We start from the raw sequence: 26,606 nt of genomic DNA on the forward strand, positions 1-26,606 counted from the left end.
TCACTCCTAATAGTGCATCAATCTTTAATACTAATAAACAACTATGCCTAATTTTAATGATGTTGTATCACAGTTCCGTATTGAGGGAACTGTTGAGAGTGTAAGTCCAATCGGTAATGGACTGATTAATGAAACACTGCGTGTAAAAACTGTAGATGCTAATACGCCTGATTATATCTTACAGCGTATTAACAACGCCATATTCACTGATGTAGACCTTTTGCAGCATAATATCGAGCTTGTAACTGACCATATTCGTCACAAGTTGATGGAGAAGGGTGAGACAGATATCGAGCGTAAGTGTCTGCGTTTTGTTCAGGCTGTAGACGGTAAGACCTACTACAAGGATGCTGACAACCTCTACTGGCGTGTGAGTGTCTTCATTCCTAACGCTGTTACAAAAGAGGAAGTAAACCCAGAGAGCGCATTCTGCTGTGGTGAAACCTTCGGTAACTTCCAGAATATGTTGGTTGATCTGAAGGAACCATTGGGAGAAACCATCCCTGATTTCCATAACATGGAACTTCGTCTGCGCCAGTTGCGTGAGGCTGTTAGTGCTGATAAGGCTGGTCGAGTGGCTTCTGTGAAAGATATCCTTGCTGAGTTAGAGCGTGATGCTGACGAAATGTGTCTCGCTGAGCGCCTCTATCGTGAGGGAACACTGCCTAAGCGCATCTGTCACTGTGATACAAAGGTTAACAACATGATGTTCGATGCTGACGGAAAGGTTCTCTGTGTTATCGACCTCGATACCGTTATGCCAAGCTTTATCTTCTCTGATTATGGCGACTTCTTGCGCACTGGTGCTAATCATGTGGCTGAGGATAGCGATAACTACGATGCTGTTGGATTGAAAGAGGATATATTCTGTTCGTTCACAGAGGGTTATCTCAGTACTGCAGGCAACTTCCTTACACTAGTAGAGACCAGCCATCTGCCATACGCTGTGGCACTCTTCCCATATATGCAGTGTGTTCGTTTCTTTACTGATTACATCAACGGAGATGTATATTACAAGACAAAGTATGATGAGCACAACCTCGTTCGCTCACGCAATCAGCTCTTACTCTATCGTGATGTACGTCGTCATGATCAGATGATGGCTGACTTTGTGAAGAAAACATTGAAACAATGAAACAATTAAAGGTAAAACGTTTGGAGTGTCAGCAGGTGAAAGCTGTTGACATTCCAGCCCTTTTCAAGGATAATAGCGTATCTTATAATAGGATAGATACAGTAGACTGGGCAGCAGAATATCCTTATTGTCCAAGTGTTGAGTTTGCCATTGCTCATAAGGGTGATGCCATTCTGTTGCATTATCGAGTAGAGGAAGACTGCGTGCGTGCTGAGGCTGGAACCGACTTAGGTCCAGTTTGGCAAGATTCATGTTGTGAGTTCTTCTGCAGCCCTGATGAAGAAGGAGGCTATTATAACCTTGAAAGCAACTGTATCGGTACGATATTGCTGTGCAATGGACAGGGACGAGAGAATCGTACCCATGCCCCAGCAGCTGCCTTAGAGCAGATTGATCGTTGGGCATCTTTGGGGCGTGAGCCTTTCGAGATGAGAGAGGGACGACAGGCATGGGAACTCACACTCGTTGTTCCTGTTAGTTCTTACTTCCGCCATACATTAGAGAATCTCTCTGGAAAGACGATAAGAGCTAATTTCTATAAGTGTGGTGACAAAACATCGCAACCTCATTTCCTTTCATGGAATCCAATTGCTTTGCCTTCTCCCGACTTCCATTGCCCTGCCTTCTTTGGTGAGTTAACGTTCGAATAGGATAAAATAAATAAAACATTTTTCCTATGTGTCATATCCACCTAATAGGTGGTAATGTGGTAATAACAAATAAGGGGAACTACTTGTTCCCCTTTTCTTTTTCCAATAACCAAGTTTTTCGGGCTGTTCCACCTGCATATCCTCCTAATTCTCCATTGCTTGCTACAACTCTATGGCAGGGAATGATGATCATTAATGGATTGTGATGATTAGCATTACCCACAGCGCGGGCGGCTTTTTCTCGACCTATCTGTCTTGCTAAACCAGCATAAGAAAGTGTTTCTCCGTATGGGATTTGCTGCAAACCTTCCCATGCGTGTAGCTGAAAGGGAGTGCCTTTTAATCGTATAGGGAGGTTAAAAGTCTTGCGCTTTTGAGTGAAATATTCCGTTAGCTGACGGCAAGCCTCAGTTAGTAACACGCTGTTCTTTTCCTTGTCTTCCTCCCACATCGTTATCGTTCGTTCGTCAATTGTATCTTCCCATTGACAATAAACGATAGCATCTTCTTCCTCGGCAAGTAATAAGTTGCCGAGGGGTGATGGGTAACGACAGAAGTGCATAGATTATTCCTCTACAATCTCAGCGTCTTCAATATTATCTGTAACTAACTTGTCGCCTGTCACAATCTTAGCTTCTTCAGCCTTCTCGTAAGATTTGCGGACAAGATACATGCGGATAATCAAGATAAATTCTAAGACACCATAGTACATAAATGCCCATCCGAGAACTAATAATGGGAGTTGTGCAGTCTCTATTGGCTTACTAATCAACAGAATGGCTACTGCCAAGATGACTGTTGGGAAGAGCCACATATAGGCTGGGACACGAGCGTACTGACGTGAACGAGCGAGGTTCATAAACTGATTGACAGCACCGAGAATCAGTAATGCTGCAAGGATATAAACTACCCATGTGATGAACGTGTTGGGCATGACAGCAAGGATGATACCCAAAGCAATACTGCCGACACCCGCAATAGGGAAGGAAGGCGACTTAAGATTTTCTTCTTCCTGCTCTCCTTCTTGCTGTTCAGCCTTCGCTGTTTTCTTTGCTACTTTCTCCTTTTCAAAATAGTAAACCATGCAGGAAACCAATCCTGAGAGTAGGAAGAGTATACCCACAGTAATGGTCATCCACGTCATAGTTTCCTCACGATATCTTACGAGGAGGAAACCTGTCACTAATACGATAATAGCCCTTATGGCTGATATTTGAAGTACTTTCATAGATGCAAAAATACAAAATAATCTCTATTCCAACGTTTTACTCCCTGACTTTTTATTATTTTTGCAATAAGAAATGATGAAGTTATGACATTATTATATCTTGTAAGGCATGGTGAGACGGTGGATAATGCCAATCATATCATGCAAGGACAAACACAGGGAGAACTGAACGAGAATGGTATCAAGCAGGCTGAAGAACTTGCAGAACGTTTGAAAGGTGAGCCGATCGATGCGTTTGTTTCAAGTGATTTGCAGCGTAGTATTCATACCTGTGAGCTGATAGCTCGACCTCATGAGAAGGCTGTTACGACTACTCCCTTGCTTCGTGAACGAGATTGGGGTTCGTTTACGGGGAAGCATATTCCCAGTTTGGCAAATCTAAATGATCCTTCTTTATGGCCTGATGACATCGAAAGTCTGGAAGCTTTGAAGGCTCGTGCCAAAGAGTTTCTCACATGGTTAAAGGAAGAATATCCCGAAAAGAAAGTGCTTGCTGTAGGACATGGTATCATCAATAAAGCCATTCAAAGCGTTTACTTTGATAAGCCGATGAATGAGCTGAAGCCAATGAGTAATGCTGAGGTTAGGAGGCTTGAGTTATAAGGCTTATTAGCCTAATTAGTCTTATTGGGGCTAATTTGGATAACACCAAAAAGCGAAGAGGAACTTCACATCACGTGAAATTCCTCTCCTTCATTTAAATAACTCTCTTTGTTACATCTCTAATTTGGTCTGAATGCAGTCTTACTCATTGGTTTGCTAACTGCTAAACAATCTTTAATACCTTAATTCTTCTAATCTCTTTTAATCTTCTAAACCTTAGTGCTTAGTATTTAAACCTGATTGAATCAATGTCTTTTTATTATATCTTAATGTCGTTATCTATGTCCTCCGAAGGAACTTCCTCCGTTTGAGTTGTTACTGCTACCTGAACGGCTTCCGCCGAATGTTGCGCCACCTCCACCGAAGCTGCTGCTTGGTGAGCTGAATGAACGACTTGGCTCATAGCTTCTTGTTGCGCCACCATAGTTTCTACTTCCACCAAAGTTGCCACCATAGTTTGGTTGAGTAACCGTTGTTCGTGTTGAACTCTCTCGTGGTGCGTAGTACTGGTTGTTACGTGGTCCATCAAAGTTTCCGCGTTGCTGGTTGCCGAAGCTGCGTGGGCGGTCGTTCTGATAAGTAGGACCATTGTTATAATAGTAGTTTCCTCCTCTGTTGTAATCGCCACGTATGTAGCAATCTCTCATCCCGTATCGGCTGTTATATTCTCTGCCGTAGAAGAGATCTCTACCATTGTACCAACTTCTTCCGCCATTCATTCGCCAGCTATGGGCTCCGTTATAAACGTTGTAGAACGATGGTCGTCCGAAGTAATAATAGTCGCGGCGTGGGTAGCGGGCATAAATGCCAAATCTCCAGTAACCTGCGTCCCATCTCAGTGGGCGGTAGAAATATACTGCATCAACGTATGCACGATATTGCCAATCATATAGGATATAGCTCAAATCAGCGTTTCGATGTGACCAATATATTCCATAGAGGTCGTCTACCGTGTTGACATTCATGAGGTAATCCAAGTTGATTTCATAGGCTGCCTCATATTGTGCCTCCGTCAGATTCAGCTCGTAAGCCATCTTATCTGTTAGAAAGAGTGCTTGTACTCGAGCTTGCTCATAACTCATTGCGCTTGTTGATGCGCCGATAACTATGAGCGATGCGATGAGGGTTAGTACTATCTTTCTCATAATCGTTATCTTTTTTATGTTCATATTCAAGTTTCGGTTGTACTTCGAAAAGCATTTCCTAACTTTCATGATGCAAAGGAACGAAGAAAAAAAGACATCTGAAAAGGATTTCCCCTATACAGTGGGGGATTTTCCCTAAACTTGTGTTTGACACGATATAAAGACCTAAAATCTTACCTTATTTATATAGTTTAGTTTTAGTTTTAAGTTGCTGTCACTTTTAACAATTCGCGTAATAGAGTAAATATTAAATGATTACATGCTTAAAGATGATGATAGCAATGACAGGAAAATAAGTTTTGATGGATTCTTTTCTCCACTTCTTCTTATAACACAAACAGCGTGGCGCATATAAGATTTACATACACATATATTAGGTCGAATGATAGGTCCGTTTCTAATCAGGGATGTATGAGCCGATTAGTTCAAAACATAAAATAATTGAAAAATGTAAACGATTAGATTTTAGGTAATATCATATAGCTGTTAGAAGGCAAGTTCTTTCTGGCAGCTATATTTTTATCGAATAGTTTTGATGTAAGATACTTATGGTAAAAATGTGACCTATACGCCAAAAATGTAGCAGAAGATAAGAAGTCTAAGTTAATATTTTATAAATATAACTTTTATTATCTAAATCGGAGGAGATAAACTTGTTTATCTAAAAAAGTATAAATACTTTTGCCCTACTAATTCGATGACATCTATCAATAAATAATGTGATTTACAGAGATGCCGCATGTAGATTAGAGAGGATATAATCATATAAAAAAAACAGATATGCAAAGAAAAAATTATGTAAAAAAGGAATACTGTTGCCCCGAGCTTTCAGTTATTCCTGTATCGGCAGAACCAATCATGGGGACAAACTCACCCTTTGAGTCTGATCACAAAAAGGCAGATAATGACAACACTAACACGTTTGATGTTGAACCAGATTAACCCAAAATAATTATCAATAAGAATTATGAAGATTAACAAGTTCACAAGTTTGTTTGCTACATGCTTGCTTATGGGGCTGACGGCTTGTTCTAATGACAATGTAAGTGACGCGGATTATAGCAATAGTGCTAAGGATAAGGATTTAACAGGTAAGACTTCTTTCTCTATTACTTCGGAGGCTAAGACACGTACCTCAGGCGTTTATAATTCAGGGGTAGATTTCTACTGGACTCCAAACGACAATATTTGGGTAAAAAGTGGCTCTACAACATCTCCTACACTAAAAGCAAGTAGTTCCAACAATATTACATCAACAACAACTTCTGCAAAGTTCTATTTCGATGGAACTTATACGGCAGCGAGCTATCCTGTTAGATACACAGGGAACGCAAGCACTTCAGGTAACACTGTTACAATAGCAACAAGTCAGAATCAGGACGAAGCCAACAATGCAACTCAGTTAGGAACTGTTGGAGACTGCGGTGTCGGTACTGCAACACGCCAAACAGATGGATCCTATAAGTTTACTCTCAGTCATAAGGCTTCGTACATAACATTTATGCCATACTACTCAAAAGAGGCGTTGGATGCTTCTGCTGTAGTAACACAAATCAAAGTTGAAGCGGCTAACGGTGAAAAGCTTGCTGGAACGTTCAATTTTAGCGACAGCGGTTTAGGAGCTGCAAATAGTTCTTCTAACAGCGTAACCTTGACTTTGAACGGAACAAGTTCAACAACTGGTTTCCCTATTCCTACTACCGCTACAGCATCTAAGAATGCAGCCATAATGGTTGTAGCTCCAGGAACTTACTCAACCTTTAAGGTTACTTATACTCTATATGATTCCGTAACTGGTACAAATAGCACTATTTCATATACATATAGTGGTATAAATTGTACTGCTGGAAAGAATCAGGTAATCAAGACTGACCTTGGCATGGCGACATATACTTCTCGCAAGACCAATTATTACATGTGGGATGCAAAGAGCAATTATTGGAATGGATATGAGAACAGTCAGCCTTTACTCAATAACGCTGAAAATACAAACTATGCAAAATCATCAGCGGACACAAGATGGTACAATACTGCATTCACGTATAAGGTCCAGACAAAGGCTATAAACTCATGCAAGGATGAGCCGACCTTCGAAGCACTTACATGGTATATTGGGGCAGGATCTCCAAAGTTGGATAACAAAACTTTATGGGTATTTGCAAACCATCTTTATGTAGGAGGCATCTGGCTAAAGAAACAGAGCAAAATTTCAGGTTTTAGTTCTGAGGAAAACTGTCCAGGTACAGATAAGTGGGAATTAGGTAAAGATATTAAATTTACTGTAGCAATCTCTGGCAAACCAGAATCATCAGTAAGAAGTGATTATTTCTATCTTCCAGCACTTGGACAATATAAGGATGGGAAATTAACCGATTTAGGAAAAAAAGGCTATTACTGGGCAAGTACACCAAATCCAGTTAACAGTGGTGACAGAAGTGCAGGTTATGGTAATATCATATCAGCCAACTGTCTTCGCTTTGGGATAGATACGGAATTAAATAATGTCTATGTACGTAATTACTATGAACGTTATGTAGGCATGCAGGTACAGGCATTTGAATAGGTTCCCACAATAATGTAAGTAAAAGAGAGGCTGGAAACAATACCAAGCCTCTCTTTTTTCATCTGGAACCTTTACTGAATAAGAATGTAGAGAACACATTTATAAAGAGAGTATAATATAAAAATAGTTCTCATTGTGGCTCTCCCGTTAAATACGTAGATTGGAAAAAGAACAAAGGCTTATACACTTGTAAGGTATGACTGTCCAAAATCGGACGGTCTCACATAAAGGGATAAAGCACAAGATAAGAATGCAGAAAAGGCAAATATTTACCATGTCCTTCCGTCTTCTACAAACAACTTATTCCCATATCACTCAACGTTTGTAAACTATTTTCATACAACTCAAAACCAATACATGGTCTTCTGGCTTTGAAAAGACGCCCAATTGACTTGCAATAGATGCCCTTTTGAGGTCTAACTAACGCCCTTTTGAAATCCAATTAAGCACCTTTTCTTTTACGACTCCATAATGGGTTGATTTCCTGTTGGTTGCAGACTCTCTTTTTTTTATCTTTTTTCCCACTTTATTTTAGGTCTTTTTTCGAAATTATGTCATGATTTTTCAGACTATTGTCTGTGTAGGTAGATTCAAGTACCAAGTGCAAATTTAATCAATCTTTTTGTTAAAAGCCAATATTAGAGATTTGGGTTTAAGTTACTTCGAATATACATAAAGTCGTCTTTATACAATCCTCCGTTTTACTCCAATCTATAGAAGTCACCATCGTCATTGATACGGTAAACATCTATGGAGGTCTTCTTGCCCTCTACAGTTCGCACATAGATAGTTCCATCCGTAAAGATAGCGAAGTCTTCCTTTATGTCATTATATGAGCTGAAGGCAAGGATGTTTATATTGTTGTCGTCGTCTATCATCCCATTCTTGTAGGTATATATAAGAAACTCATCGTCTTCGTTGCAGTTATAAGCAACAAAAATGGGGAAAGACTTATAGTTAGGAAGTTTCACGAAATAGAAACCACCACTGTTGTTCATCTGGGATATACTCTTCCCCATACATAATTTCAGTTCTCCTTTATAGGGACGAATATTATATTCGCGGGCACGCTTGCTACTCATCTCCTTTCTTACATCCTTATACATGTCAGCTTGCGTGTATTCCAGCTTTGCATCAAGGGAAGGCAGTCCCTGACCAGATTTTCTCACGTATTTGAAAACACCAGCAATGTTATTATGATACAACACAAGGTAGTCACCAGTATAAATATACTCCAACATATCGCTGTATATCTCGTTCGCCGACGACTGTATAAGCAAAACAGGAACTGACTTGGATATATTGATGCCACGAAGAGCAAAGTAATCTTTTAGATAGGGGTAGTAAAGTGCATCCCGTTCGTACATAGACGGATCGCTGTCAGAATGGCTAACCTTGATTTTCTTCCCATTCAGATAAAGGATAGAGTCACCAAGTATCTGTATCTTCATGTTCTGAAGTTCCTCCAAGCCATTCTCATTTTTTGTGACGGAATAATCATAGTAAGACACAAGTTCCCAACTGTCTTTCAGTTGGTATTTCTTTGCGACATACGTGCGATGGATAGAATTCCAGTCTGCCACTGTCTTGTCGCTGACAGGCTGCAGCAAGGAGTCAGTAGTTCCCTTGCGCACCTTTGGTAAAGATCGCTCTGTCTTTCTCTGTGCTTCAGAGCACCCCCAAAAGAATAACACACTGATTATTACCAATATTATATTCCTTTTCATGTCTTAACTTTTATCTATGCTACTCGCCAGACATACGATGACTTTCTATCTCAACTCCTTCCTGATACCGGTCATATTGAATTTGTATTATCTTATCGAAGTCCTTTAGGTGGAAGTAATTATTCTTCTTGATGTATGAGACAAAGTCTTTCTGATAGTACAGGGCATATCCAAAACCTTGATTATCACAAGGTGTCCCTATACACTTCTCATACATCAGACCATAATAATACCCGATGTATGCACCAGCCTTATATCTTTCATCCTTTGTCAGGTCGTCGAACTCTGGTTCATTTTCTAAATCCAACAAATATGATAAATATTCATCCAACATACAGTAATACAGATTCTTTCTGTCAGCATGTTTCAACATATACTGCAGCAGTCCTTGATGAATGAGAATCCGCCCATCCGTACCTTTCGAAACAAAGAGTTCCTTGTATTCTTTCCCTATAGGGAGTTCTCCTTCTTCTTTCACTTTGTCTATCATCATCTTGTTGATAATATCAGACTTGTCATAGCCGTATTTCAGGAACAACTCACGAAGGAAATCCCTGTCATTATTCATAAGCCAAGTGAGTGCAGCCTTGCTGTCGTGGAAGATGAATTGATTCTTATAGAAAAGTTCTTCATCTATCCTGTAAGATAATTTACCCTTTTTGAGTACATTATTATCAGCATCTTCATCATCAAAGCCTTCAAGTAGGGTAGCACCTTCAATAATAGGGTGGAATATAATATAGTTATATTTAGGAACAAAAATATTCCGATACCAAAAGCAAAATAGGGTTTCCGTAGCTCCATCGTCCATAGACCTACGCTGATCTAAACGCTCTTGAGGTAGTCCATCTTTAAATACATATCTGCGAAGTCCTTTTTTAAACAGAGAGTTATTACTTTCAGATATATCTATGTTATAATACTTTTTAATGGCCTTTTGTGCCTCTACACTGCTAACAGGTTGGAACCCCATCCTTTTAAGGATTTCGAAATTCAATTCTATTGCAAGATCTGTATACTCTACTTTCTTCTCTATAGGCATTACTGTGACCCCATCAATCCCTACTTCTGCAAGTTCTTTATAATAGTCTCTGATTTCGTGGTCATACTTCTTTATCAAGTCAACCTCCGTTTTCATAGCCTTTTTCTGATGGTCCTGAAGTTTTGGGAGCTGCTTCGGGGGCTGTTCTGTGCAACCAATCAACACTACGATGTTTAGAATAAGCAGTAAAAAACAAACCTTCTTCATACCAATATTCTATAAGATTTCAGATTATCTCTTTATTGTCGAATTAGACCATTACAATCTATCGTGACTTTTCCAATAGTTTTATCATTGCAACATTCTTATGATGACGAGCAATGGAAAGGGGAGACATTCCGCTTCTATTCTTCACCTTTGTCTTTGCTCCATACTTCAATAAGATTTTCACCATGTTTATATTATTCTTATCCACTGCAACCATCAGAGGATAAGTTATATAGTCTCCACCAAGGTTACCCAAGCCATTTGCCTTTGCTCCATATTGTAAAAGAAGGCAAGTAACAGGATAACTGTTCATACTACAGCTCATTACCAAAGGGCAAAGTCCATCTTCATTATAAGCCACGTTAGCGTTGGCTCCTAATGACAGAAATAACTTTACCAACTCGGCATTCCCCTTATCTACTGCCATATATAGCACATCATAGCAATACATATCATCAGAGTACACACATTCCATATCAGCCTTCATTCCTATGAGTCTTTGGACAATGTGCTTGTTCTGATAAAGACATGCATAACCTAACAGCGTATAGGAATGGTCAGTATCTGTATGAAACAAGGAGTCAATATTCTTTATATGTTTAATGTTCTTTTCAAAGTCAGATATATTCCCTTCTTTTATTGCCTTCATGGTTAGATGATAATGGTCAAAGTTTTTTTGGCAGTGACCACTATATAAAAAAACGAATAGACACAGAAATAAAAAAGCAATTCTTTTCATATTCATTGAGTTGTTTAGATAACATACCGCAAAGATATAAAAAACACTTGAAGTTCTTAGAACTCTTTGGTATTTTCTTTAGGGGAGTTGTACCGCAAGTCCTATATTGAACTTGCACGTAGTTACAATATTCCCTATCATTCACTACCTGTAGGGGGATTCAAGTCTAATCCCTCCCTTTCTATTTTATCCATCATTTCAGGACTACTGATACCGAAGAACTTATGTGTACGTGCATACCGGTAGATGTTCTTGCAGTTAGTCATTATTACATACGTCATAGACGTTTGAGCCCAATCGGTTGATGGGATATAATCGGCATATTTGTTGCGCATCTTATATTCAGAATTTGCAAGATAACAAAACATTCGTGCTTTTTGTTCCAGATTAAAATGTGCAGCATTCATTCCATCTTCGTCTTGTAACACCTGATACACATATATTAAGAACTTATCATTGTAATAAGAACTGTTCTTGCCTGTGGTGTTCTTCTCGATAGTCTCTATCAGTTCTGGATGCACAATAAGGTTATTCCCTTTTCCTTTATCAAATATATAACAAAGGAAAGCAAAAGGATTTTCCCTTTCCGCATTAAAGAACCATTGATTCAATTCAGGGTTTCCAAAATAAGAATATTCTTTTAATAAATCATTTAATATTCGGTTACCGTCGTAGTAATCACCTATATCATCACCCTCTCCCCCACATTGATTCAATTCTAATTGCTTCAACGCACCTGTATCATTATAAATCAAGAACTTGTTTAATAACAAGATTTGCTTCAAGGTCGTGCTCTTGAATGTAATCGTGTTCCCATTGACAGATATCAAATCTCTGAGAAGCCAATTATAGGTTATGAAGCCTTTATCTTTGATGGCAAAGAAGGAAGAGGCAAAATCGAAGCTCTTTTCATTACTAAGGTTTATGAATGTTGACTTCGTGTTCGCTCCAAGGTCTTTTCCAAAAACTTGTCTGATTCTTTTTTCAAATAGTTCTTTTGAAGGCTTCTTAAAGCCATGAGTATATAAATAATGCTCCACTAAAGGTATTGTTAAGAGAAAATCCTCCTGTGTCGGTATGTATCTTGGTTGTGATTGATCATCTCGAAAATCACCACCAAACCATGCAAGTTCTTGAAGTTTTAAATGCTTCATTAGCTTGTTTTTTTCAACTCCCAAATATTTTAAGGAATCTATTTCCTTCATTTTTTTATTTTCGTTGTTCATTAGCCTCTTCTCAGTAAGGATATTATCCTTGGAAGAATTTGATTTACACTGTGTAAAAGTGAGAAGCCCAAGTAATAAAGAGCTTATAAATAAAAATCGTTTCATATCTATTTTTGATGTTTTGAATAGTGAACCGCAAAGGTATAAAAATGGGTCTTTCGGAATTTGGAGTGATGTTGTGATGTCCTTTATACCACTTGTTAGTAAAGAAAGTTTGTAAACAGTCCATTATAAATGTTTTGTAGTGTGTATAACCCATGTGGTACAACAACTTTCGTAACCATTAGATTAGTACTTTGTATCCTTTAATATCAGTAAGCCAAGGGGATATAAAAGTTATTGATAATCAGACATTAAACATTATCACTCCAAAATCCTAAAGACCCCTTCTTTTTGCTAATTGAACCTTGGCTTTAAACCTTCTAAGTCCCCCCTCAGGATTTACTCTGGGTCAGGTCCGTCTGATTCGTCTGAAATCCCTTCATGTTCCAATTCTTCCATCATTTTAGGACTACTGATACCAAAGTATTTATGCGTGCGCGCATATTGATAAATCTCTTTACAGCGAAGCATTATCAGGCAAGTCCAAGGCATAGGATCCCATACGTTTGACGTGATATACTGTCGATATTTCTCACGCATCTTATATTCAGAGTTTGCGAAATAACAAAAAATTCTGGCTTTCTGTTCAATAGTAAAGTACTTACTATTCATGCCATTTTCATCTCGTATAAGGTCATATACGTAATTGGCAAAGTTGTCATCATAATAGTCATGCTTAGTACCCGTAGTGTTTTTTTCTATTGTCTCTATCAGTAATGTATGTACAATTATATTATTATTGGGAGCTTTATCAAATATTCTGTTTACAAAATCATAAGGTTCATCTTTATACTTGAGAAAATACCATTGATTTAGCATGGGACTTTTATAATAATTATAAGAGGCAAACAAATCTTCTAATATGTTTTCTCCATTATAAAATGTTCCAAGACCATCATCATCTCCTTGGGATTGTAAGTTTTCTAAGAGTTTAAAAGCATTTACATCATTATAGAAGATGAAGTTGTTTAGCGCTTTAATTTGCTGAAAGACCTGTGATTTCAATTTTATCTTGTCTCCCTCTACGGATAATAGGTCACGAAGTAACCAGTTGTAAGTTATGAACCTATCCTTATATATCGCATAATAGGGCGAGGTAAAGTTGAAGTCATCATCAGCACCAATTCCCTCATAGCCTTTTGTCTTATCCATTTTCAACTGATATCCAAAAACAAACTTGATTCTTTCTTGAAATAACTCTGTAGAAGGTCGCTTGTAGCCATGGGTGGAAAGATAGTATTTTACCAAGGGAATAGTCAGCTGAAAGTCAGTCTCTGTAGGCATATATTGCGGTATAGATTGGTCGTCACGGAAATCACCTCCATTCCATGCATTCTCCTGTAATTCTATATGTTTTAGCAAGGTATTTCTGTCAATGCCTATTTCTTTTAATCTTTCCATACTGATTATACTATCATAGTGAATATGTGTTGTTTTATGCGATTCCATAGCAACAGTATTCGCACGTTTCGAATTTCCTGTACACTGAACAAACATAATTGTCAGTGCAAATAAAGGAACTAAGCCTAATATTTTTTTCATATCTTTATTTCTTTGAATAATGTACTGCAAAAGTATAAAAATAACATCGAACTGGATTGTGCCCTATCAAATGGAATCCTTTTCTAAAGAAATGCATTTTAATGGTTCCTGCTAATTTCTTATTCTCATTTTCTTTATATTTTTCTCCTCTTTCATTTATAGCTTTCTCATTTTTAACAGATGACTGAATAGCTTCTATTGTTGTAACAATATCACTTTCAGAATTATAATTTATCACAACTCCTGTGTGTCCACTATAGTGCGATACCCCTTTTTTATCTACTCGCTTTCCATACCACAAGAAAATATCCCCTCTTTTAGGAATATAGTTGGGGTCATTATGTTTTATAAGCCATTTGGGATTTTTCATTGCATAATCAACCATATAACATGTTGTCCAACCCATAGGTTTCTTACACCATTCTATTTTTGCAGCATAACGTCCTACTAGTTCTGAGCAGTCCATTGTTTTGCACCACTTTCCAGAATACGATTACCATCTTGAACATATGGGACCTTATACTTCACCTTACCTACCTGCTCTAAAGGTATACAGATACTTTCCAGCCATCTGATGCCTTGTTCTATTTTTAGATCCTTATCTTCTTGAGTAGATGAAGAATTATCTTTCTTCGATTTGATGATGCAATCACTTACTCTAAACAACTTAGATGTAATATTGTTGAAACTATTCCTTTTTAAATCATAATTTGTCTCTTTTTTTGAGCCAACTTTATTTCCTATTCTCCTAGAAATAATATCCACATCTTTTTGTCCATTAGATCTTGTAGACAATCCTTTTTCCTTTGACCAAAATGCCATACAGGTTACCATTGCTACTTCTATATCACTCCCTACAAGACTAGCATCCTTGTCTGAGTTTATAATATTTTTACGTAAAAGTTCTTCTGTATATTTGTTTGCGTGAGTGTAGGCTTCACGACCAGTAATCTGTATCATTCCTCTCCCTCTAAAGCGCCATCCATCTCCAACTTGAGTATTACCTAATTTTCTTTTCTGTGAGCAATTTTTGTCATCATATACAATATTGGCTATCATCTCTTCATTTGCAGCCTGGATACCTTGGTCATTATATCTATACAAGTCCTTACGACCATATTTTTCTGCTAAATCCGGATGACTTACCATATAAGAATATGGTGATGCTTTTGATTCACCATCTGTAAAATAACCACCCTGTCTTGTTTGAGTATTACCTTGTACCCAATGTTTACCATTAACATTGTCTCTCCCTTTCATACGCCTTGCGGAGTAGTTGAAACTTTCGGTCTTAATATTAAAAGAATCTCCCACTTCTATCTTCGCCTGTGCAAAGAAATGTGCTTTATTCCAACAGGTATCCATCTTAAAATACCTCATGTGCTTATTATAAGCTTCAGCAATTTTTATACGTGTTGTTTCTGAAGTTTTTGGGAAAACCTCTTTAAGCTGCTCTGCTGTAATTGGAGCACTACAGCGTGGACATCCACCCTTTTCTGGTTCTGTGCGATTAACATTCGCCTTGCTGGGTTCTGCCTTTGGCGTGGGGATATTCCGCTTGACAGAGAAGAGGACTTCTTTCCCTTTAAGTATGTATTGTTTGGATTCCTTTGAGGTCTGTCTGTCAGTATTATTATTTACATTTCCGTTGGAAGACTGACTACTGAAAATCCATGAGACAACAACCTTGTAGGCTGTACCTTCCTTGTACGGAGGCGCTGCCAACGTCAAAGAGAACTTATAGATACCCGTACTATTGACAGGACAACTGGTACTATATACAGGTGATGGCTTGGGGCTTTTCTCTTCTTGGTTGCCTGTTTCGTGCTTATATACATCCAGACGTATCTTGCCGGTTTCCATATTGGAGGTAGAGACACGCACGTATACCGTACTCCCGCTGTCAGCAATGCCACCCTGCAGTTTTTCTTTGCAATCAGAATCCTTATAAATGACCAGGCTTCGGAACTCTATCGCGTCATTATACTAATGGGGCATACTCTAAATAACAGAACAATGATAAATTCATTTTTTTGTAAATGACACTGTTCATATGACACTTCTCTACATTTTATGTTTTTATTTCATTAATGTAACCTAAACTTTCCATCTACAAAAATATATTCTTTTTTCTTAATTACTATATCCTTTTTATTTAGGTTGAGCTATCATCTCTTTTAGAATAATCTTATTGCTTCCAGTAATGATATAGTGTAAATAGGAATTTACTATTTGTCCCTTCCAGCTAATATTTTTAGCTTTATAGATGAGCAATCTATCTATTAGTTTATACTTGTTATTTAATATACATAAAAAAAATCTTCCTTCTCCAACATGGTCACTAGCAAAAATTAAAAGATAATGATAATGGTTTGTAGATGGTAGTCTTGCAATACAGCAATTCCCAAGATCCGTATCAGAATCTACCAAAGTGGAAATGAAATGCATTATAGTCTTGTTGACGTGCATTGTACCTGTTAAATCATTTATAAAATCGTAAGAGTATTCAAAAGGGAAATGAATGACTGGTATTTTGTAATAATTTGTAGCCATAGAAGTTTCTATAGAAGAAGAAACTTTCTTGTCGAGGCAGTTTTCAAGATAATCTTTATAAAAATCTTTATTATATTTGAGAATAACAGGAGATTCTGGGTCAAGAGAAATGTCCTTTAAAATATTCTTCTTGGTGTCAAGTATAATCCAGCCTATTGAACTTGTACTATTTTCTCCATTACTATATACAAAAAGTCTTACTCTGTATATTCCATCAGATATTTCCTCTTCTATTTCAGCATGTATATCCTTTTTCTTAAATGGTGTTTTAAAATTGTGACATGATATAATTAAGTTCTTTAACTTTTCATCACACGATGTAGTTGCAAAATAGCTATCTCCGAAAGGAATGTTTTCTGATGTTTTTAATATTCCCGCATTACTTATACAAGTAGCAACAACTACAAATAATAATATATATATACGTTTCATTTCAAATTGTTTTATATATTTCATAATTTATTCTTCAAATGATTTAACTATGCGTGGTACAATACCTTGCAGATGACTTCTGTAAGCTTCCTGTGCACTCGCTTTTGTACTATGCCACCTTGCATAATTATTGTTATGCTTTCTTATATAATAAACTAAATATTCCATTGTTGCCTTCACAGAAGGCATAATTATATACTTTTTTGGCTTACTTGTATCTTGAGCATTTCCTCCTTTTCCACTTAATCCTTTTGATTCATACATTTCATATATACCAACAGGCTTATACTCTAGATACTTCTCAAAGAAGTTTGAGTCCCAGCCGTAATATGGGGCATCTCCATGAGCTTCCATACCACAAGTTCCACATTTTTTATACTGAACAGAAGCAAAATGAGCAGTTTCACCTCTAAACATTCTTTCAATTATTATAGCCATATCTCGCCCATATGTGTTATAAATATATTGAAGAGCCTCACGAGCATCTGAAAGGTTAAAGTCATTTTTTATATTGTTAGACTTTGTAGGTTTGTTGACAGGTAATGATGAATTTATACAGTTACAGATTCCACCTTTATCAAGTGATTTTGCATATTCTAGTATCGTTGGTCCATTTGCATTTTGGAGACTATTTGCAAAGAGATGGTCTGACAAATATTTTAAGTCAAATGTTCTAACATCAAAATGAACCCAAGTCGTGGCTCCCATTCGTGTTGATTCTAAATTAAAAATATTTTTGATTTTCCAATCATTTCCTGCTTTAAGATATGTATGAAATATCTTTGAACGAATTTCTTCAATTGTTTTGTTATTCTGTATCTGTCTTTTATGTTTATCATTTGTATGATAAAAATGTAAATCCATTGCCTTGCCCATATGATTCGTACTTTTCCTACGATGGATTCTATTATTATTATGACACCTGTATCCCGAAAATATATATAGAAGAGAAATATTCATATTCTGTTCTTTATTAGCTAAGTAGAACATAACTGCTTTTAAAGCCCACCATAAACTTCGATGAATACCAGGGTATTCATATTTACGATACATCTCTAAAATTTTAGAATTTCCGCGTTCTGATAAATATAATTGATTACCAAATCCTTTACAGCCTCCACAATTGCATTTTGATCTATTAAAATCAACAGAATATTTACTTCTTAAATCATCTAATGCTACTAAGAAAGAACCACACACAACACCAGTTGGTTCTATTTGCATATAATCACGTTGGAATTGGCGTACACACTTCTCCGTTAATTCCGTAAATTCATCAGAAGGAAGGCACCCTCCAAAACCAGCTAATCGAATATTTATTTCCTCTATTAGTTTTCCTTTATCTCCCTTCTTGAGACAATACTTTCCTTTACAGTTATAAGCATTATTTCTTTCTATATTTGTTAAGCTTACATTATTCGGGGTTTCGCTTTGTTTTCTGGATATCGTTATTAACTCCCAGCTACTATGATAACCACTGTCGCCAATACTTCGATTATCTTTTGACCATGAGGCTATTACTTTATAAGCTATACCTTCTTCGTATGGAGGTTTAGCTAACGATAAAGAAAACTTGTAGATACCCGTACTATTGACAGGACAACTGGTACTATATACAGGTGATGGCTCTGAACTTTTCTCTTTGCTAGCACTTGTTTCGTGCTTATACACATCCAAACGTATTTTGCCTATCTCTATATTGGATGTAGACACATGCACATATACCGTACTCCCGCTGTCAGCAATACCACCCTGCAGTGTTTCTTTGCAATCAGAATCTTTATAAATGACTATGCTGCGGAACTCTATTTTGTCATTGAACAGGATAGGGTGCTGTGAAGCCTTTGTAAGGTTTTCTATCCAATGACGAGAACTCAGTTCCAGATATATCCTTATTTTCTGCCCATTGCTGAAACGCTTACGGTCTTCTATTATCTTCTTTAACTGGTCGCCTGAAAGGGAAAGGGCAATCTTTACTTTCCCTGCAGCAGACAAGGTCATTGGAGTAAGAGGTGATAGATATGTCTTTCCTTCATATCCATTATAGTAAAAGCGACAATTAACAGATATACCCTTACAGCCCGGCAAAGATACATGTGCAAACACTTTATTACGCAACCCAATGTAAGTAACAGGCTTCCCGTTTTCGTCCTTCCATTCTATACTTTTGAACTTGGGGTAGGATACGGTTATCCTGGCCACGCCTTTGCCTTTGGGTGAGCCTGGTTTATGAACATAAGCGTATACAGAGGAGACTCTGTATATCTGTGTACCTTATTATGTAAGAACTTTAGTTTATCTACATATTTTAGAAGAACAAAAATCATTAAGTAAACGGTTTAAACTATCATTAAGTGCATGAGGCATCCAATTATTCTCCAGTTTGCGAAGCCTTTACGGAGAAATCGTAGTCCTCATAAATCTTATCGCAGATTTCCTTAAACCCTGGCAGTTTATAATAATGATGCTTTTCCAGATTATCTCTGAACTCATTATTATAATACAGCTCATTGGCAAAGCCTGTACTCCCAATCTGCTGATATCGAAGACGGTCTTTATATAAGTAATATCCCAGATAGGCAGCAGCTTTGTATCGTTCCTTCCACGTAAAGTGCGCCATCCAATATGGACACCCCGCCTTGTCTTTTTTCAAGAGATAATCAATATACGTTTCAAGAATTATTTGCCATTTCAAATTTTTATCATTGGCTGGTAACCGAAGTATAGTCTTCATTAACCCCTCTCGGATTTCTATATGAGGTTCTTTGTCATATACCTTACGAATAAACGTATTTATTAATCCAGAGACATCTTCCACATTGGTATATTCGTTCGATATATCCTTTAGTACCAGTTCATTGATAGCTTCATTCGTATCATATCCATAAGATAGAAGCAAATCTTTCAAAGCTTCAGGATTATTGTGTAGTAACCAGGCGAAACTCGCTTTGCTATCATTGAACAAAAATCTATTTAGATGTACAATCTCATCACTTAAATGAAACGCTATTTTACCCTTATTATTCCTCAGAAAGGAATCTAACATAGGTTTCGGTAGGCAGAAATTATAGCCCTTGACAAATATATTACTGATAGGAGCGTATCGAATATATTCATGTTCTTTTTTGTCAATACCGTCTTCTGCTATGTCATCTGTCCATCCCTGCATAATTGTCGGTGAGGTAAAATAGTGTTTATATTCATAGATATAAGGCTGTTTCTGCCTTTGTTCGGGAGCAAGACCTAACTCTTTCAACTTCTTGTTGTACAAAGCAGAAGATATAGGTATAAAACCACGCTTCGCCAAGTCGTTGAAAGCATAAGGTATTAGGATGTTGATATATCGTTCATCAATACGCACTTCATCCTCTTCTTCATCCTCAGAAGATGATTGCAGGTAAGAAGTCTGATAGACTTTCATTAGCGAGTCCATTCCTTGAGAGTTTATGGGTAGAATCATATCCTCTGGAATTCCTATTTTCTTACATAGAGACGAAGAGATTGAATCTTTCTCCTGTGTTGTATGCACCATCTTCATTTCTGCACCTTTCTTATTCGTACAACTTATATATCCAATTGACACAAAGGCCAATACGCCTAAAAGAAAAAACTTTATTATTACCATAGAATTACTTATAACCTTTTTTATTTCTGTTACGCTGTATATTCATTTCAGCTTCTGTTAATTGATTTTTCTTTTTATAATCTAAATAACATAAGTTCGACGAATTATAAGTGTTTGTTAATTTGCGGATTAGCGAAATTTGTTGTAACTTTAAAGAGTTAATATACAAACAGTTACAAACAAAAATCGCTATGATCACCGAGGACAAAGTTACTGAAATATTTTGTATGGCAGATGACTTCTGCAAGTTTTTTGATGCAATGACAACAAAATATACGCTAAAACCTACTGGAAAAAGAAAATGTTATCGAAGTTCTACAATGTCAAAGGCAGAATTTATGCTGATAATGATTCATTTCCACGATTCTGTTTTTCGTTGCTTTTAACATTTCTATCTTGAAAAAGTATGTAAACAGCTTCGCCATCTGTGCCCAAAAGTTGTTTCTTATAACCGTATAGTAGAATTTTGTCACTTATGCCCCTATTCTGTCATTCGTCACCTCCAGGAGGATTCTGGTCTAATCCTTCCCGTTCTATTTCATCCATCATTTCTGGACTACTGATACCAAAGAACTTATGTGCACGTGCATACCGGTAGATGTTCTTGCAGTTGGTCATTATTACATATGTCATAGATGTTTGAGCCCAATCGGTTGATGGGATATAATCGGCATATTTGTTGCGCATCTTATATTCAGAGTTTGCAAGATAACAAAACATTCGTGCCTTTTGTTCCTGATTTAAATGTGCATCATTCATACCATCTTCGTCTTGCAACACCTGATACACATATATTAAGAACTTATCATTGTAATAAGAACTGTTCTTGCCTGTGGTATTCTTCTCGATAGTCTCTATCAGTTCTGGATGCACAATAAGGTTATTCCCTTTCCCTTTATCAAATATATAACAAAGGAAAGCAAAAGGATTTTCCCTTTCCGCATTAAAGAACCATTGATTCAATTCAGGACTTCCAAAATAAGAATATTCTTTTAATAAATCACCTAACATTCGGTTACTGTCGTAATAATCGCCAATGTCATCAATTTCTCCCTCACTTTGATACAGTTCTAATTGCTTCAACGCACCTGTATCATTATAAATCAAGAACTTGTTTAATAATAAGATTTGTTTCAAGGTCGTGCTCTTGAATTTAATCGTATTCCCGTTAACAGAAATCAAATCTCTGAGAAGCCAATTATAGGTTATGAAACCCTTATCTTTGATGGCAAAGAAGGAAGAGGCAAAATCGAAGCTCTCTTCATTGCTAAGGTTTATGAATGTTGACTTAGTATTCGCTCCAAGGTCTTTTCCAAAAACTTGTTTGATTCTTTTTTCAAATAGTTCTTTTGAAGGTTTCTTAAAACCATGAGTATATAAATAATGCTCCACCAAAGGTATTGTCAAGAGAAAATCCTCCTGTGTCGGCATGTATCTTGGTTGTGATTGATCATCTCGAAAATCACCACCAAACCATGCAAGTTCTTGAAGTTTTAAATGCTTCATTAGCTTGTTCTTTTCAACTCCCAAATATTTTAAGGAATCTATCTCATGCTTTTTCTTATTCTCGTTGTTCATTAGTTTCTTTACAGCAAGGGTATTATCCTTAGAAGAATTTGGTTTACACTGTGTAAAAGTAAGAAGGTATAGTAATAAAGAGCTTATAAACAAGAATCGTTTCATATCTTTTTTTGATGTTTTGAATAGAATTATGATATATACGCCATCCTCATAATGTCAAGGAATAGCACAATGTTATACTATTCACCAGACATACGATGACTTTCGATTTCAACTCCTTCCTGATACCGGTCATATTGAATTTGTATTATCTTATCGAAGTCCTTTAGGTGGAAGTAATTATTCTTCTTGATGTATGAGACAAAGTCTTTCTGATAGTACAGTCTATATCCAAAAGCTTGAATATCACAAGGCGTCCCTATACATTTCTCATACATCAGACCATAATAATATCCGATGTATGCACCAGCTTTATATCTTTCTTCCTTCGTGAGACCATCAACCTCTGGTTCATTTTCTAAATCCAACAAATATGATAAATATTGATCCAACATACAGTAATACAGATTCTTTCTGTCAGCATGTTTCAACATATACAGCAGCAGTCCTTGATGGATGAGAAGCCGCCCATCCGCACCTTTTGAAACAAAGAGTTCCTTGTAATCTTTCCCTATAGGGAGTTCTCCTTCCTCTTTCACTTCATCTATCATCATCTTATTAATTACATCAGACTTGTCGTAGCCGTATTTCAGGAATAACTCACGAAGGAAGTTCCTGTCATTATTCATAAGCCAAGTGAGGGCTGCCTTGCTGTCGTGGAAGATGAATTGGTTTCTGTAAAAATAGGCTGTATCTATCGCATAGTAAAGTTTCCCTTTCTCAACTATATCATCGTCGGTATCTTCATTGTCAAATCCTTGAAGCTCAACAGTGTTCTCTATGGAAGGATAGGATACGATGTAGTTATACTTTGGAACATAGATACTCTTATTCCAAAAGTAAGAAACTGTTTCCGAAGAGTCTACTTCCATAGCCTTTCGCTGTTCCAACCGTTCTTTAGAAGCTCCATCTTTGAATACATATCTACGAAGTTTGTTCCCTGCCAAATAGATGTTATTCTCAGAGATATCAATGTTATAATATTTTTTGATAGCCTTTCGTGCTTCAGCATCACTGACAGACTGGTATCCCATTCTTCTGAGCGCATCATAAATAAGTTCTATTGCCAAATCTGTATACTCTACTTGTTTGTCTATATCCATTACCGTAACGCCATCAAGTCCTACTTCCGCCAGTTCTCTATAGTAGTTTCTGATTGTCTTTTCATTCATACAAATCAAGTCTTTCTGCTTCACATTTTGAAAAGTTCCTTTTATGTCTGTAGATTGCCTCTGTCTTACATTCTCTTGACAACTTACATGCGTCAGAACTAAAACCGAAATCATAAGTATACATAGAATCTTTTTCATTTTATTTTCTCCCATAAAAATCTTTTAATTGTCCTTTTTTCATTCTTTCTTCCTGTATCCTTTTTTCTTCTGGTGACATCTTTACCTTATAATATACATAATATGCAGGATTACATCTTTTAGTCAGATCTCCACATCTTCTTTCTGACCTTATTTCAAAATGCAGATGAGGACCACAAGTTCCATCTCTGATACCAGAAATACCCGAATAACCAATAACCTGCCCAGCATATACACTACCTTTTTTAACAAGAATGTAACTTAAATGATAGTAGACAAGGTATATATGATTAGAATTTTCATCAAATCCTTCACCCTGTTTTTTTTCGCCATCATAGGTTGGATTATAGTCTCTTCTCCTTTGTCTGAAATAGTTTATTTGTTCCTTATCTGTTATTTTTAACACAATGGTCTGTCCTTGTCCCTTAGGAGAATCCGTTATTGATTCTACAATACCATCCAAACACGCATATACATTTGATCCTTCTGTACAAAACAAATCAACTCCCTGATGATAATGTCCATTAGGTCTTTTCGCACCAAAAACCGCATTTGAAGGCTCATTACGTCCACTCTGAGTCCATATCGTTATCTGTGGATTATCCACAGGTTCGTGCCACTTTCCTTGTTTTGGAGTTTGTTTTGGAGATTCCTTAACATCCCACTTACAATTATCCACCATAAAAGCAATAGAAGTCCTATTAGTAAAGGCTTCTTGTTTCTCTTCGTAGTTCGACTTACCTGTATCTTTGTTTGTTTCTTTCATTCCAACAATTGTAGAAATACTTGTTGTGTTTTTATTCCCATTGCAGAGTCTGTACATATCTACATTTTTCCATTTGAAAAAGGCCATAGAAGCAACCACTGCAAGTTCGAAATTTTTGCCAACTTGATCTGATTTCTCTATACTACTTGTGATATCGCAGGAATAACCTATATCATGCAATATTTTTTCAATTGCAGTATAGCAAGCTCTACCAGTTAATTGTATTAATCCTCTACCTCTGAAGTGCCATCCGTCATTTGGAGATTTGTTTCCCAGTTCTTTTCCCTTGCTGAACTTATAAGAATATGCATAGTTTGCTATCTTTATTTGGTTTTCTTTTGAAACAGCATTCGCTTTGGTTGATTTCTTTTCCGCACGCCCCCATTTTCTTGCATTATTTCTTCCTTCATCTGTTCTGAAGGCTGATAATTTGGTTGGTATGATTTCCCAATAGTAATTAAAGGATTCTCCCTCCTTTACATCAAGTCTACCTCCTGTTTCTTTATAGGCTTGAGCAAAAAAATGTGCCTTAATCCAACACGTATCCATCCTCAACTCTTTCATATACTGAGTATAAATTCTTGCAACAATTGATAATTTTTCAGGTGACACTCCCTTGAAAATCTTCTGTAGTCTTGGAAGCATATCCGTCCATTCTTCTCTACAACGTGGACATCCACCTTTTTCAGGCTCGGTGCGATTAACATTCGCCTTGCTGGGTTCTGCCTTTGGCATTGGGATATGCCGATTGACAGAGAAAAGAACTTCCTTCCCTTTAAGGATGTATTGTTTGGGTTCCTTTGAGGTCTGTCTGTTAGTATTATTATTTACATTTCCGTTGGAAGACTGACTACTGAAAATCCATGAGACAACAACCTTGTAGGCTACACCTTCTTTGTACGGAGGCGTTGCCAACGTTAAAGAGAACTTATAGACACCCGTACTATTGACAGGGCTACTGGTACTATATACAGGTGATGGTTTGGAACTTTTCTCTTCTTGGTTGCCTGTTTCGTGCTTATATACATCCAGACGTATCTTGCCAGTTTCCATATTGGTGGTAGAAACACGCACGTATACCGTACTCCCGCTGTCAGCAATACCACCCTGCAGTTTTTCTTTGCAGTCAGAATCTTTATAAATGATTAGGCTGCGGAACTCTATCGTGTCATTGAATAGGATAGGATGCTGTGAAGCCTTTGTAAGGTTTTCTATCCAATGACGAGAACTCAGTTCCAGATATATCCTTATTTTCTGCCCATTGCTGAAACGCTTGCGGTCTTCTATTATCTTCTTTAACTGGTCGTTTGAAAGGGAAAGGGCTATCTTTATTTTTCCTGCAGCAGATAAGGTAATTGGAGTAAGGGCGGATAGATAGGTTTTTCCCTCATATCCATTATAATAAAAGCGACAATTGACAGGTATACCCTTACAGCCCGGCAAAAATACATGTGCAAACACTTTATTACGCAGCCCTATGTAAGTAACAGGTTTCCCATTCTCGTCCTTCCATTCTAAACTTTTGAACTTAGGGTAGGATACAGTTATCCTGACCACACCTTTGCCTTTGGGTGAGCCTGGTTTATGAACATAAGCATATACAGAGTACGTACCTTCTTTAGTAAAGTAAGTACGTGCTGGAGCTTCTGTCAACCCTTTTGCAATCACACGATTGCCATGACAGACATCCCACTTGACACCAGTCCCCCGCATACTTCCTGCCGTAAGTGACGTAGTGAATAGGAGTTCTTCTTGGTCGTAGGGGGTTATGGTTATCTCTCTCTTTCCATTGACAAGAACATTGTTTACCTGCACTGCTGCCGGAACACGTTTGTTCTGACTCTTCTCGTCCTCCTGCGGTAAATGCTTCCAGTCTTCTTCTGTAAAGATCGGACTCTTATGTGCCGTACTATTTGCCTTGCGTGGTGAAGCAGAAGGCTTTACTACAACCTGTTGACCAGATGTCTGTATATTGATTCTACCACCTCCAGCCTTACAGGTACCAGAACTCTTGACTGTCAAAGGATACATCTTACCCTTTATGGCAATCTTGTTATAAGTGTTACTCCAAACGATATTTGGAGTACAAGGGCCATTATTCTTTGCTGCACAACTTCCAAAGTTCAAGGATTTGATATCTTTGTCCTGATCTGTAGCAACAAGTTTTCTTGCACCATTACAGTAGATCTTCTGCTGGCTGGTAACACGGAAATTTCCTGGTTTGGAACCTTTGTCACATGTACAAATTGCACTATCCGCAACGATTTCCTCACTTTTCCCAGTCTGTTTACGATTACGGTCTGCTGATGTATTTTTGCCTGTTTCCATTCT

The 26,606-nt window shown here is 37.3% G+C and carries 20 protein-coding genes and 1 pseudogene; 5 read left to right on the forward strand and 16 right to left on the reverse strand.

The window, feature by feature from the left end; all coding sequences use genetic code 11:
• The first annotated feature begins 43 nt into the window (after positions 1-43).
• On the forward strand, positions 44-1,135 hold the full coding sequence (locus PMEL_RS09405; RefSeq protein WP_120175063.1) for a phosphotransferase enzyme family protein: 1,092 nt from the start codon (positions 44-46) through the stop codon (positions 1,133-1,135).
• A complete protein-coding gene (locus PMEL_RS09410) occupies positions 1,132-1,785 on the forward strand; it encodes a carbohydrate-binding family 9-like protein (RefSeq protein ID WP_120175064.1) in 654 nt (217 codons plus the stop codon). The genes PMEL_RS09405 and PMEL_RS09410 overlap by 4 nt, the downstream gene beginning before the upstream one ends.
• 79 nt (positions 1,786-1,864) lie before the next feature.
• Here PMEL_RS09410 and PMEL_RS09415 read toward each other — a convergent pair whose 3' ends face one another.
• Positions 1,865-2,347 (reverse strand): methylated-DNA--[protein]-cysteine S-methyltransferase, encoded by a 483-nt coding sequence (locus PMEL_RS09415; RefSeq protein WP_120175065.1) that lies wholly within the window; start codon positions 2,345-2,347, stop codon positions 1,865-1,867.
• 3 nt (positions 2,348-2,350) lie between these two features.
• Positions 2,351-3,013 (reverse strand): DUF308 domain-containing protein, encoded by a 663-nt coding sequence (locus tag PMEL_RS09420; protein WP_120175066.1) that lies wholly within the window; start codon positions 3,011-3,013, stop codon positions 2,351-2,353.
• Between the two features lie 84 nt (positions 3,014-3,097).
• Between PMEL_RS09420 and PMEL_RS09425 the strand changes: the two genes are divergently transcribed.
• Positions 3,098-3,616: a histidine phosphatase family protein gene (locus PMEL_RS09425; protein WP_120175067.1), complete on the forward strand. Its 519-nt coding sequence runs from the start codon at positions 3,098-3,100 to the stop codon at positions 3,614-3,616.
• 275 nt (positions 3,617-3,891) lie between these two features.
• Here the strand turns inward: PMEL_RS09425 and PMEL_RS09430 are convergent, their stop codons facing one another.
• Positions 3,892-4,761, reverse strand: a complete 870-nt coding sequence (locus tag PMEL_RS09430; protein WP_120175532.1) for a hypothetical protein — start codon at positions 4,759-4,761, stop codon at positions 3,892-3,894.
• A gap of 967 nt (positions 4,762-5,728) precedes the next feature.
• Here PMEL_RS09430 and PMEL_RS09435 point away from each other — a divergent pair.
• On the forward strand, positions 5,729-7,324 hold the full coding sequence (locus PMEL_RS09435) for a hypothetical protein (RefSeq protein WP_120175068.1): 1,596 nt from the start codon (positions 5,729-5,731) through the stop codon (positions 7,322-7,324).
• Positions 7,325-8,025: 701 nt separating this feature from the next.
• Here PMEL_RS09435 and PMEL_RS09440 read toward each other — a convergent pair.
• The 10 genes from PMEL_RS09440 to PMEL_RS09485 all read right to left on the reverse strand — a co-directional run bounded on the left by PMEL_RS09440 (position 8,026) and on the right by PMEL_RS09485 (position 20,519).
• A complete protein-coding gene (locus PMEL_RS09440; RefSeq protein WP_120175069.1) occupies positions 8,026-9,051 on the reverse strand; it encodes a hypothetical protein in 1,026 nt (341 codons plus the stop codon).
• Between the two features lie 19 nt (positions 9,052-9,070).
• Positions 9,071-10,300 (reverse strand): hypothetical protein, encoded by a 1,230-nt coding sequence (locus PMEL_RS09445; protein WP_120175070.1) that lies wholly within the window; start codon positions 10,298-10,300, stop codon positions 9,071-9,073.
• Between the two features lie 58 nt (positions 10,301-10,358).
• Positions 10,359-10,949, reverse strand: a complete 591-nt coding sequence (locus PMEL_RS09450) for an ankyrin repeat domain-containing protein (protein WP_120175071.1) — start codon at positions 10,947-10,949, stop codon at positions 10,359-10,361.
• Positions 10,950-11,176: 227 nt separating this feature from the next.
• Entirely contained in the window at positions 11,177-12,370 is a 1,194-nt protein-coding gene (locus tag PMEL_RS09455) for a hypothetical protein (protein ID WP_120175072.1), read from the reverse strand.
• A gap of 336 nt (positions 12,371-12,706) precedes the next feature.
• The gene (locus PMEL_RS09460) at positions 12,707-13,909 is read right to left on the reverse strand and encodes a hypothetical protein (protein WP_120175073.1); all 1,203 of its coding nucleotides are present in this window, start codon (positions 13,907-13,909) and stop codon (positions 12,707-12,709) included.
• Positions 13,910-13,913: 4 nt separating this feature from the next.
• On the reverse strand, positions 13,914-14,375 hold the full coding sequence (locus tag PMEL_RS09465) for a hypothetical protein (protein WP_120175074.1): 462 nt from the start codon (positions 14,373-14,375) through the stop codon (positions 13,914-13,916).
• Positions 14,357-15,772: a glycoside hydrolase family 19 protein gene (locus PMEL_RS09470; protein ID WP_120175075.1), complete on the reverse strand. Its 1,416-nt coding sequence runs from the start codon at positions 15,770-15,772 to the stop codon at positions 14,357-14,359. Before PMEL_RS09470 ends, PMEL_RS09465 begins: the two co-directional genes overlap by 19 nt.
• 288 nt (positions 15,773-16,060) lie before the next feature.
• Entirely contained in the window at positions 16,061-16,918 is an 858-nt protein-coding gene (locus PMEL_RS09475; RefSeq protein WP_231999409.1) for a hypothetical protein, read from the reverse strand.
• A gap of 3 nt (positions 16,919-16,921) precedes the next feature.
• Complete coding sequence (locus PMEL_RS09480) at positions 16,922-19,000, reverse strand: peptidoglycan-binding domain-containing protein (RefSeq protein WP_172586786.1); 2,079 nt, start codon at positions 18,998-19,000, stop codon at positions 16,922-16,924.
• Between the two features lie 265 nt (positions 19,001-19,265).
• The gene (locus PMEL_RS09485) at positions 19,266-20,519 is read right to left on the reverse strand and encodes a hypothetical protein (protein ID WP_231999410.1); all 1,254 of its coding nucleotides are present in this window, start codon (positions 20,517-20,519) and stop codon (positions 19,266-19,268) included.
• A gap of 191 nt (positions 20,520-20,710) precedes the next feature.
• Between PMEL_RS09485 and PMEL_RS12385 the strand changes: the two are divergent.
• Positions 20,711-20,983, forward strand: a pseudogene (locus PMEL_RS12385) (IS982 family transposase); the annotation flags it as partial.
• Between the two features lie 25 nt (positions 20,984-21,008).
• Here the strand turns inward: PMEL_RS12385 and PMEL_RS09500 are convergent.
• The 3 genes from PMEL_RS09500 to PMEL_RS12550 form a co-directional block, all read right to left on the reverse strand.
• Positions 21,009-22,025 carry a hypothetical protein gene (locus PMEL_RS09500; RefSeq protein WP_231999411.1) on the reverse strand — a complete coding sequence of 339 codons (1,017 nt, stop codon included), beginning with the start codon at positions 22,023-22,025 and terminating at the stop codon, positions 21,009-21,011.
• A gap of 254 nt (positions 22,026-22,279) precedes the next feature.
• A complete protein-coding gene (locus PMEL_RS09505; protein WP_231999412.1) occupies positions 22,280-23,371 on the reverse strand; it encodes a hypothetical protein in 1,092 nt (363 codons plus the stop codon).
• A 139-nt stretch (positions 23,372-23,510) separates the two neighbouring features.
• The gene (locus PMEL_RS12550) at positions 23,511-26,603 is read right to left on the reverse strand and encodes a peptidoglycan DD-metalloendopeptidase family protein (RefSeq protein ID WP_120175080.1); all 3,093 of its coding nucleotides are present in this window, start codon (positions 26,601-26,603) and stop codon (positions 23,511-23,513) included.
• Positions 26,604-26,606: the final 3 nt, after the last annotated feature.

The sequence above is a fragment of the Prevotella melaninogenica genome (assembly GCF_003609775.1).
In the GTDB taxonomy this organism is placed as follows: Bacteria; Bacteroidota; Bacteroidia; order Bacteroidales; family Bacteroidaceae; genus Prevotella; species Prevotella melaninogenica_A.

Bases quoted from the DNA above. Each gene is read 5' to 3' on its own strand.
- PMEL_RS09425 (WP_120175067.1), top strand. From the start codon at position 3,098: ATGACATTATTATATCTTGTAAGGCATGGTGAGACGGTGGATAATGCC.
- PMEL_RS12550 (WP_120175080.1), bottom strand. From the start codon at position 26,603: ATGGAAACAGGCAAAAATACATCAGCAGACCGTAATCGTAAACAGACT.
- PMEL_RS09450 (WP_120175071.1), bottom strand. From the start codon at position 10,949: ATGAAGGCAATAAAAGAAGGGAATATATCTGACTTTGAAAAGAACATT.
- PMEL_RS09485 (WP_231999410.1), bottom strand. From the start codon at position 20,519: ATGGTAATAATAAAGTTTTTTCTTTTAGGCGTATTGGCCTTTGTGTCA.
- PMEL_RS09410 (WP_120175064.1), top strand. From the start codon at position 1,132: ATGAAACAATTAAAGGTAAAACGTTTGGAGTGTCAGCAGGTGAAAGCT.
- PMEL_RS09430 (WP_120175532.1), bottom strand. From the start codon at position 4,761: ATGAGAAAGATAGTACTAACCCTCATCGCATCGCTCATAGTTATCGGC.
- PMEL_RS09405 (WP_120175063.1), top strand. From the start codon at position 44: ATGCCTAATTTTAATGATGTTGTATCACAGTTCCGTATTGAGGGAACT.
- PMEL_RS09445 (WP_120175070.1), bottom strand. From the start codon at position 10,300: ATGAAGAAGGTTTGTTTTTTACTGCTTATTCTAAACATCGTAGTGTTG.
- PMEL_RS09470 (WP_120175075.1), bottom strand. From the start codon at position 15,772: ATGGAAACCGGCAAGATACGTCTGGATGTATATAAGCACGAAACAGGC.
- PMEL_RS09455 (WP_120175072.1), bottom strand. From the start codon at position 12,370: ATGAAACGATTTTTATTTATAAGCTCTTTATTACTTGGGCTTCTCACT.
- PMEL_RS09465 (WP_120175074.1), bottom strand. From the start codon at position 14,375: ATGGACTGCTCAGAACTAGTAGGACGTTATGCTGCAAAAATAGAATGG.
- PMEL_RS09505 (WP_231999412.1), bottom strand. From the start codon at position 23,371: ATGAATGAAAAGACAATCAGAAACTACTATAGAGAACTGGCGGAAGTA.
- PMEL_RS09460 (WP_120175073.1), bottom strand. From the start codon at position 13,909: ATGAAAAAAATATTAGGCTTAGTTCCTTTATTTGCACTGACAATTATG.
- PMEL_RS09420 (WP_120175066.1), bottom strand. From the start codon at position 3,013: ATGAAAGTACTTCAAATATCAGCCATAAGGGCTATTATCGTATTAGTG.
- PMEL_RS09435 (WP_120175068.1), top strand. From the start codon at position 5,729: ATGAAGATTAACAAGTTCACAAGTTTGTTTGCTACATGCTTGCTTATG.
- PMEL_RS09440 (WP_120175069.1), bottom strand. From the start codon at position 9,051: ATGAAAAGGAATATAATATTGGTAATAATCAGTGTGTTATTCTTTTGG.
- PMEL_RS09475 (WP_231999409.1), bottom strand. From the start codon at position 16,918: ATGAAATATATAAAACAATTTGAAATGAAACGTATATATATATTATTA.
- PMEL_RS09415 (WP_120175065.1), bottom strand. From the start codon at position 2,347: ATGCACTTCTGTCGTTACCCATCACCCCTCGGCAACTTATTACTTGCC.
- PMEL_RS09500 (WP_231999411.1), bottom strand. From the start codon at position 22,025: ATGAAGCATTTAAAACTTCAAGAACTTGCATGGTTTGGTGGTGATTTT.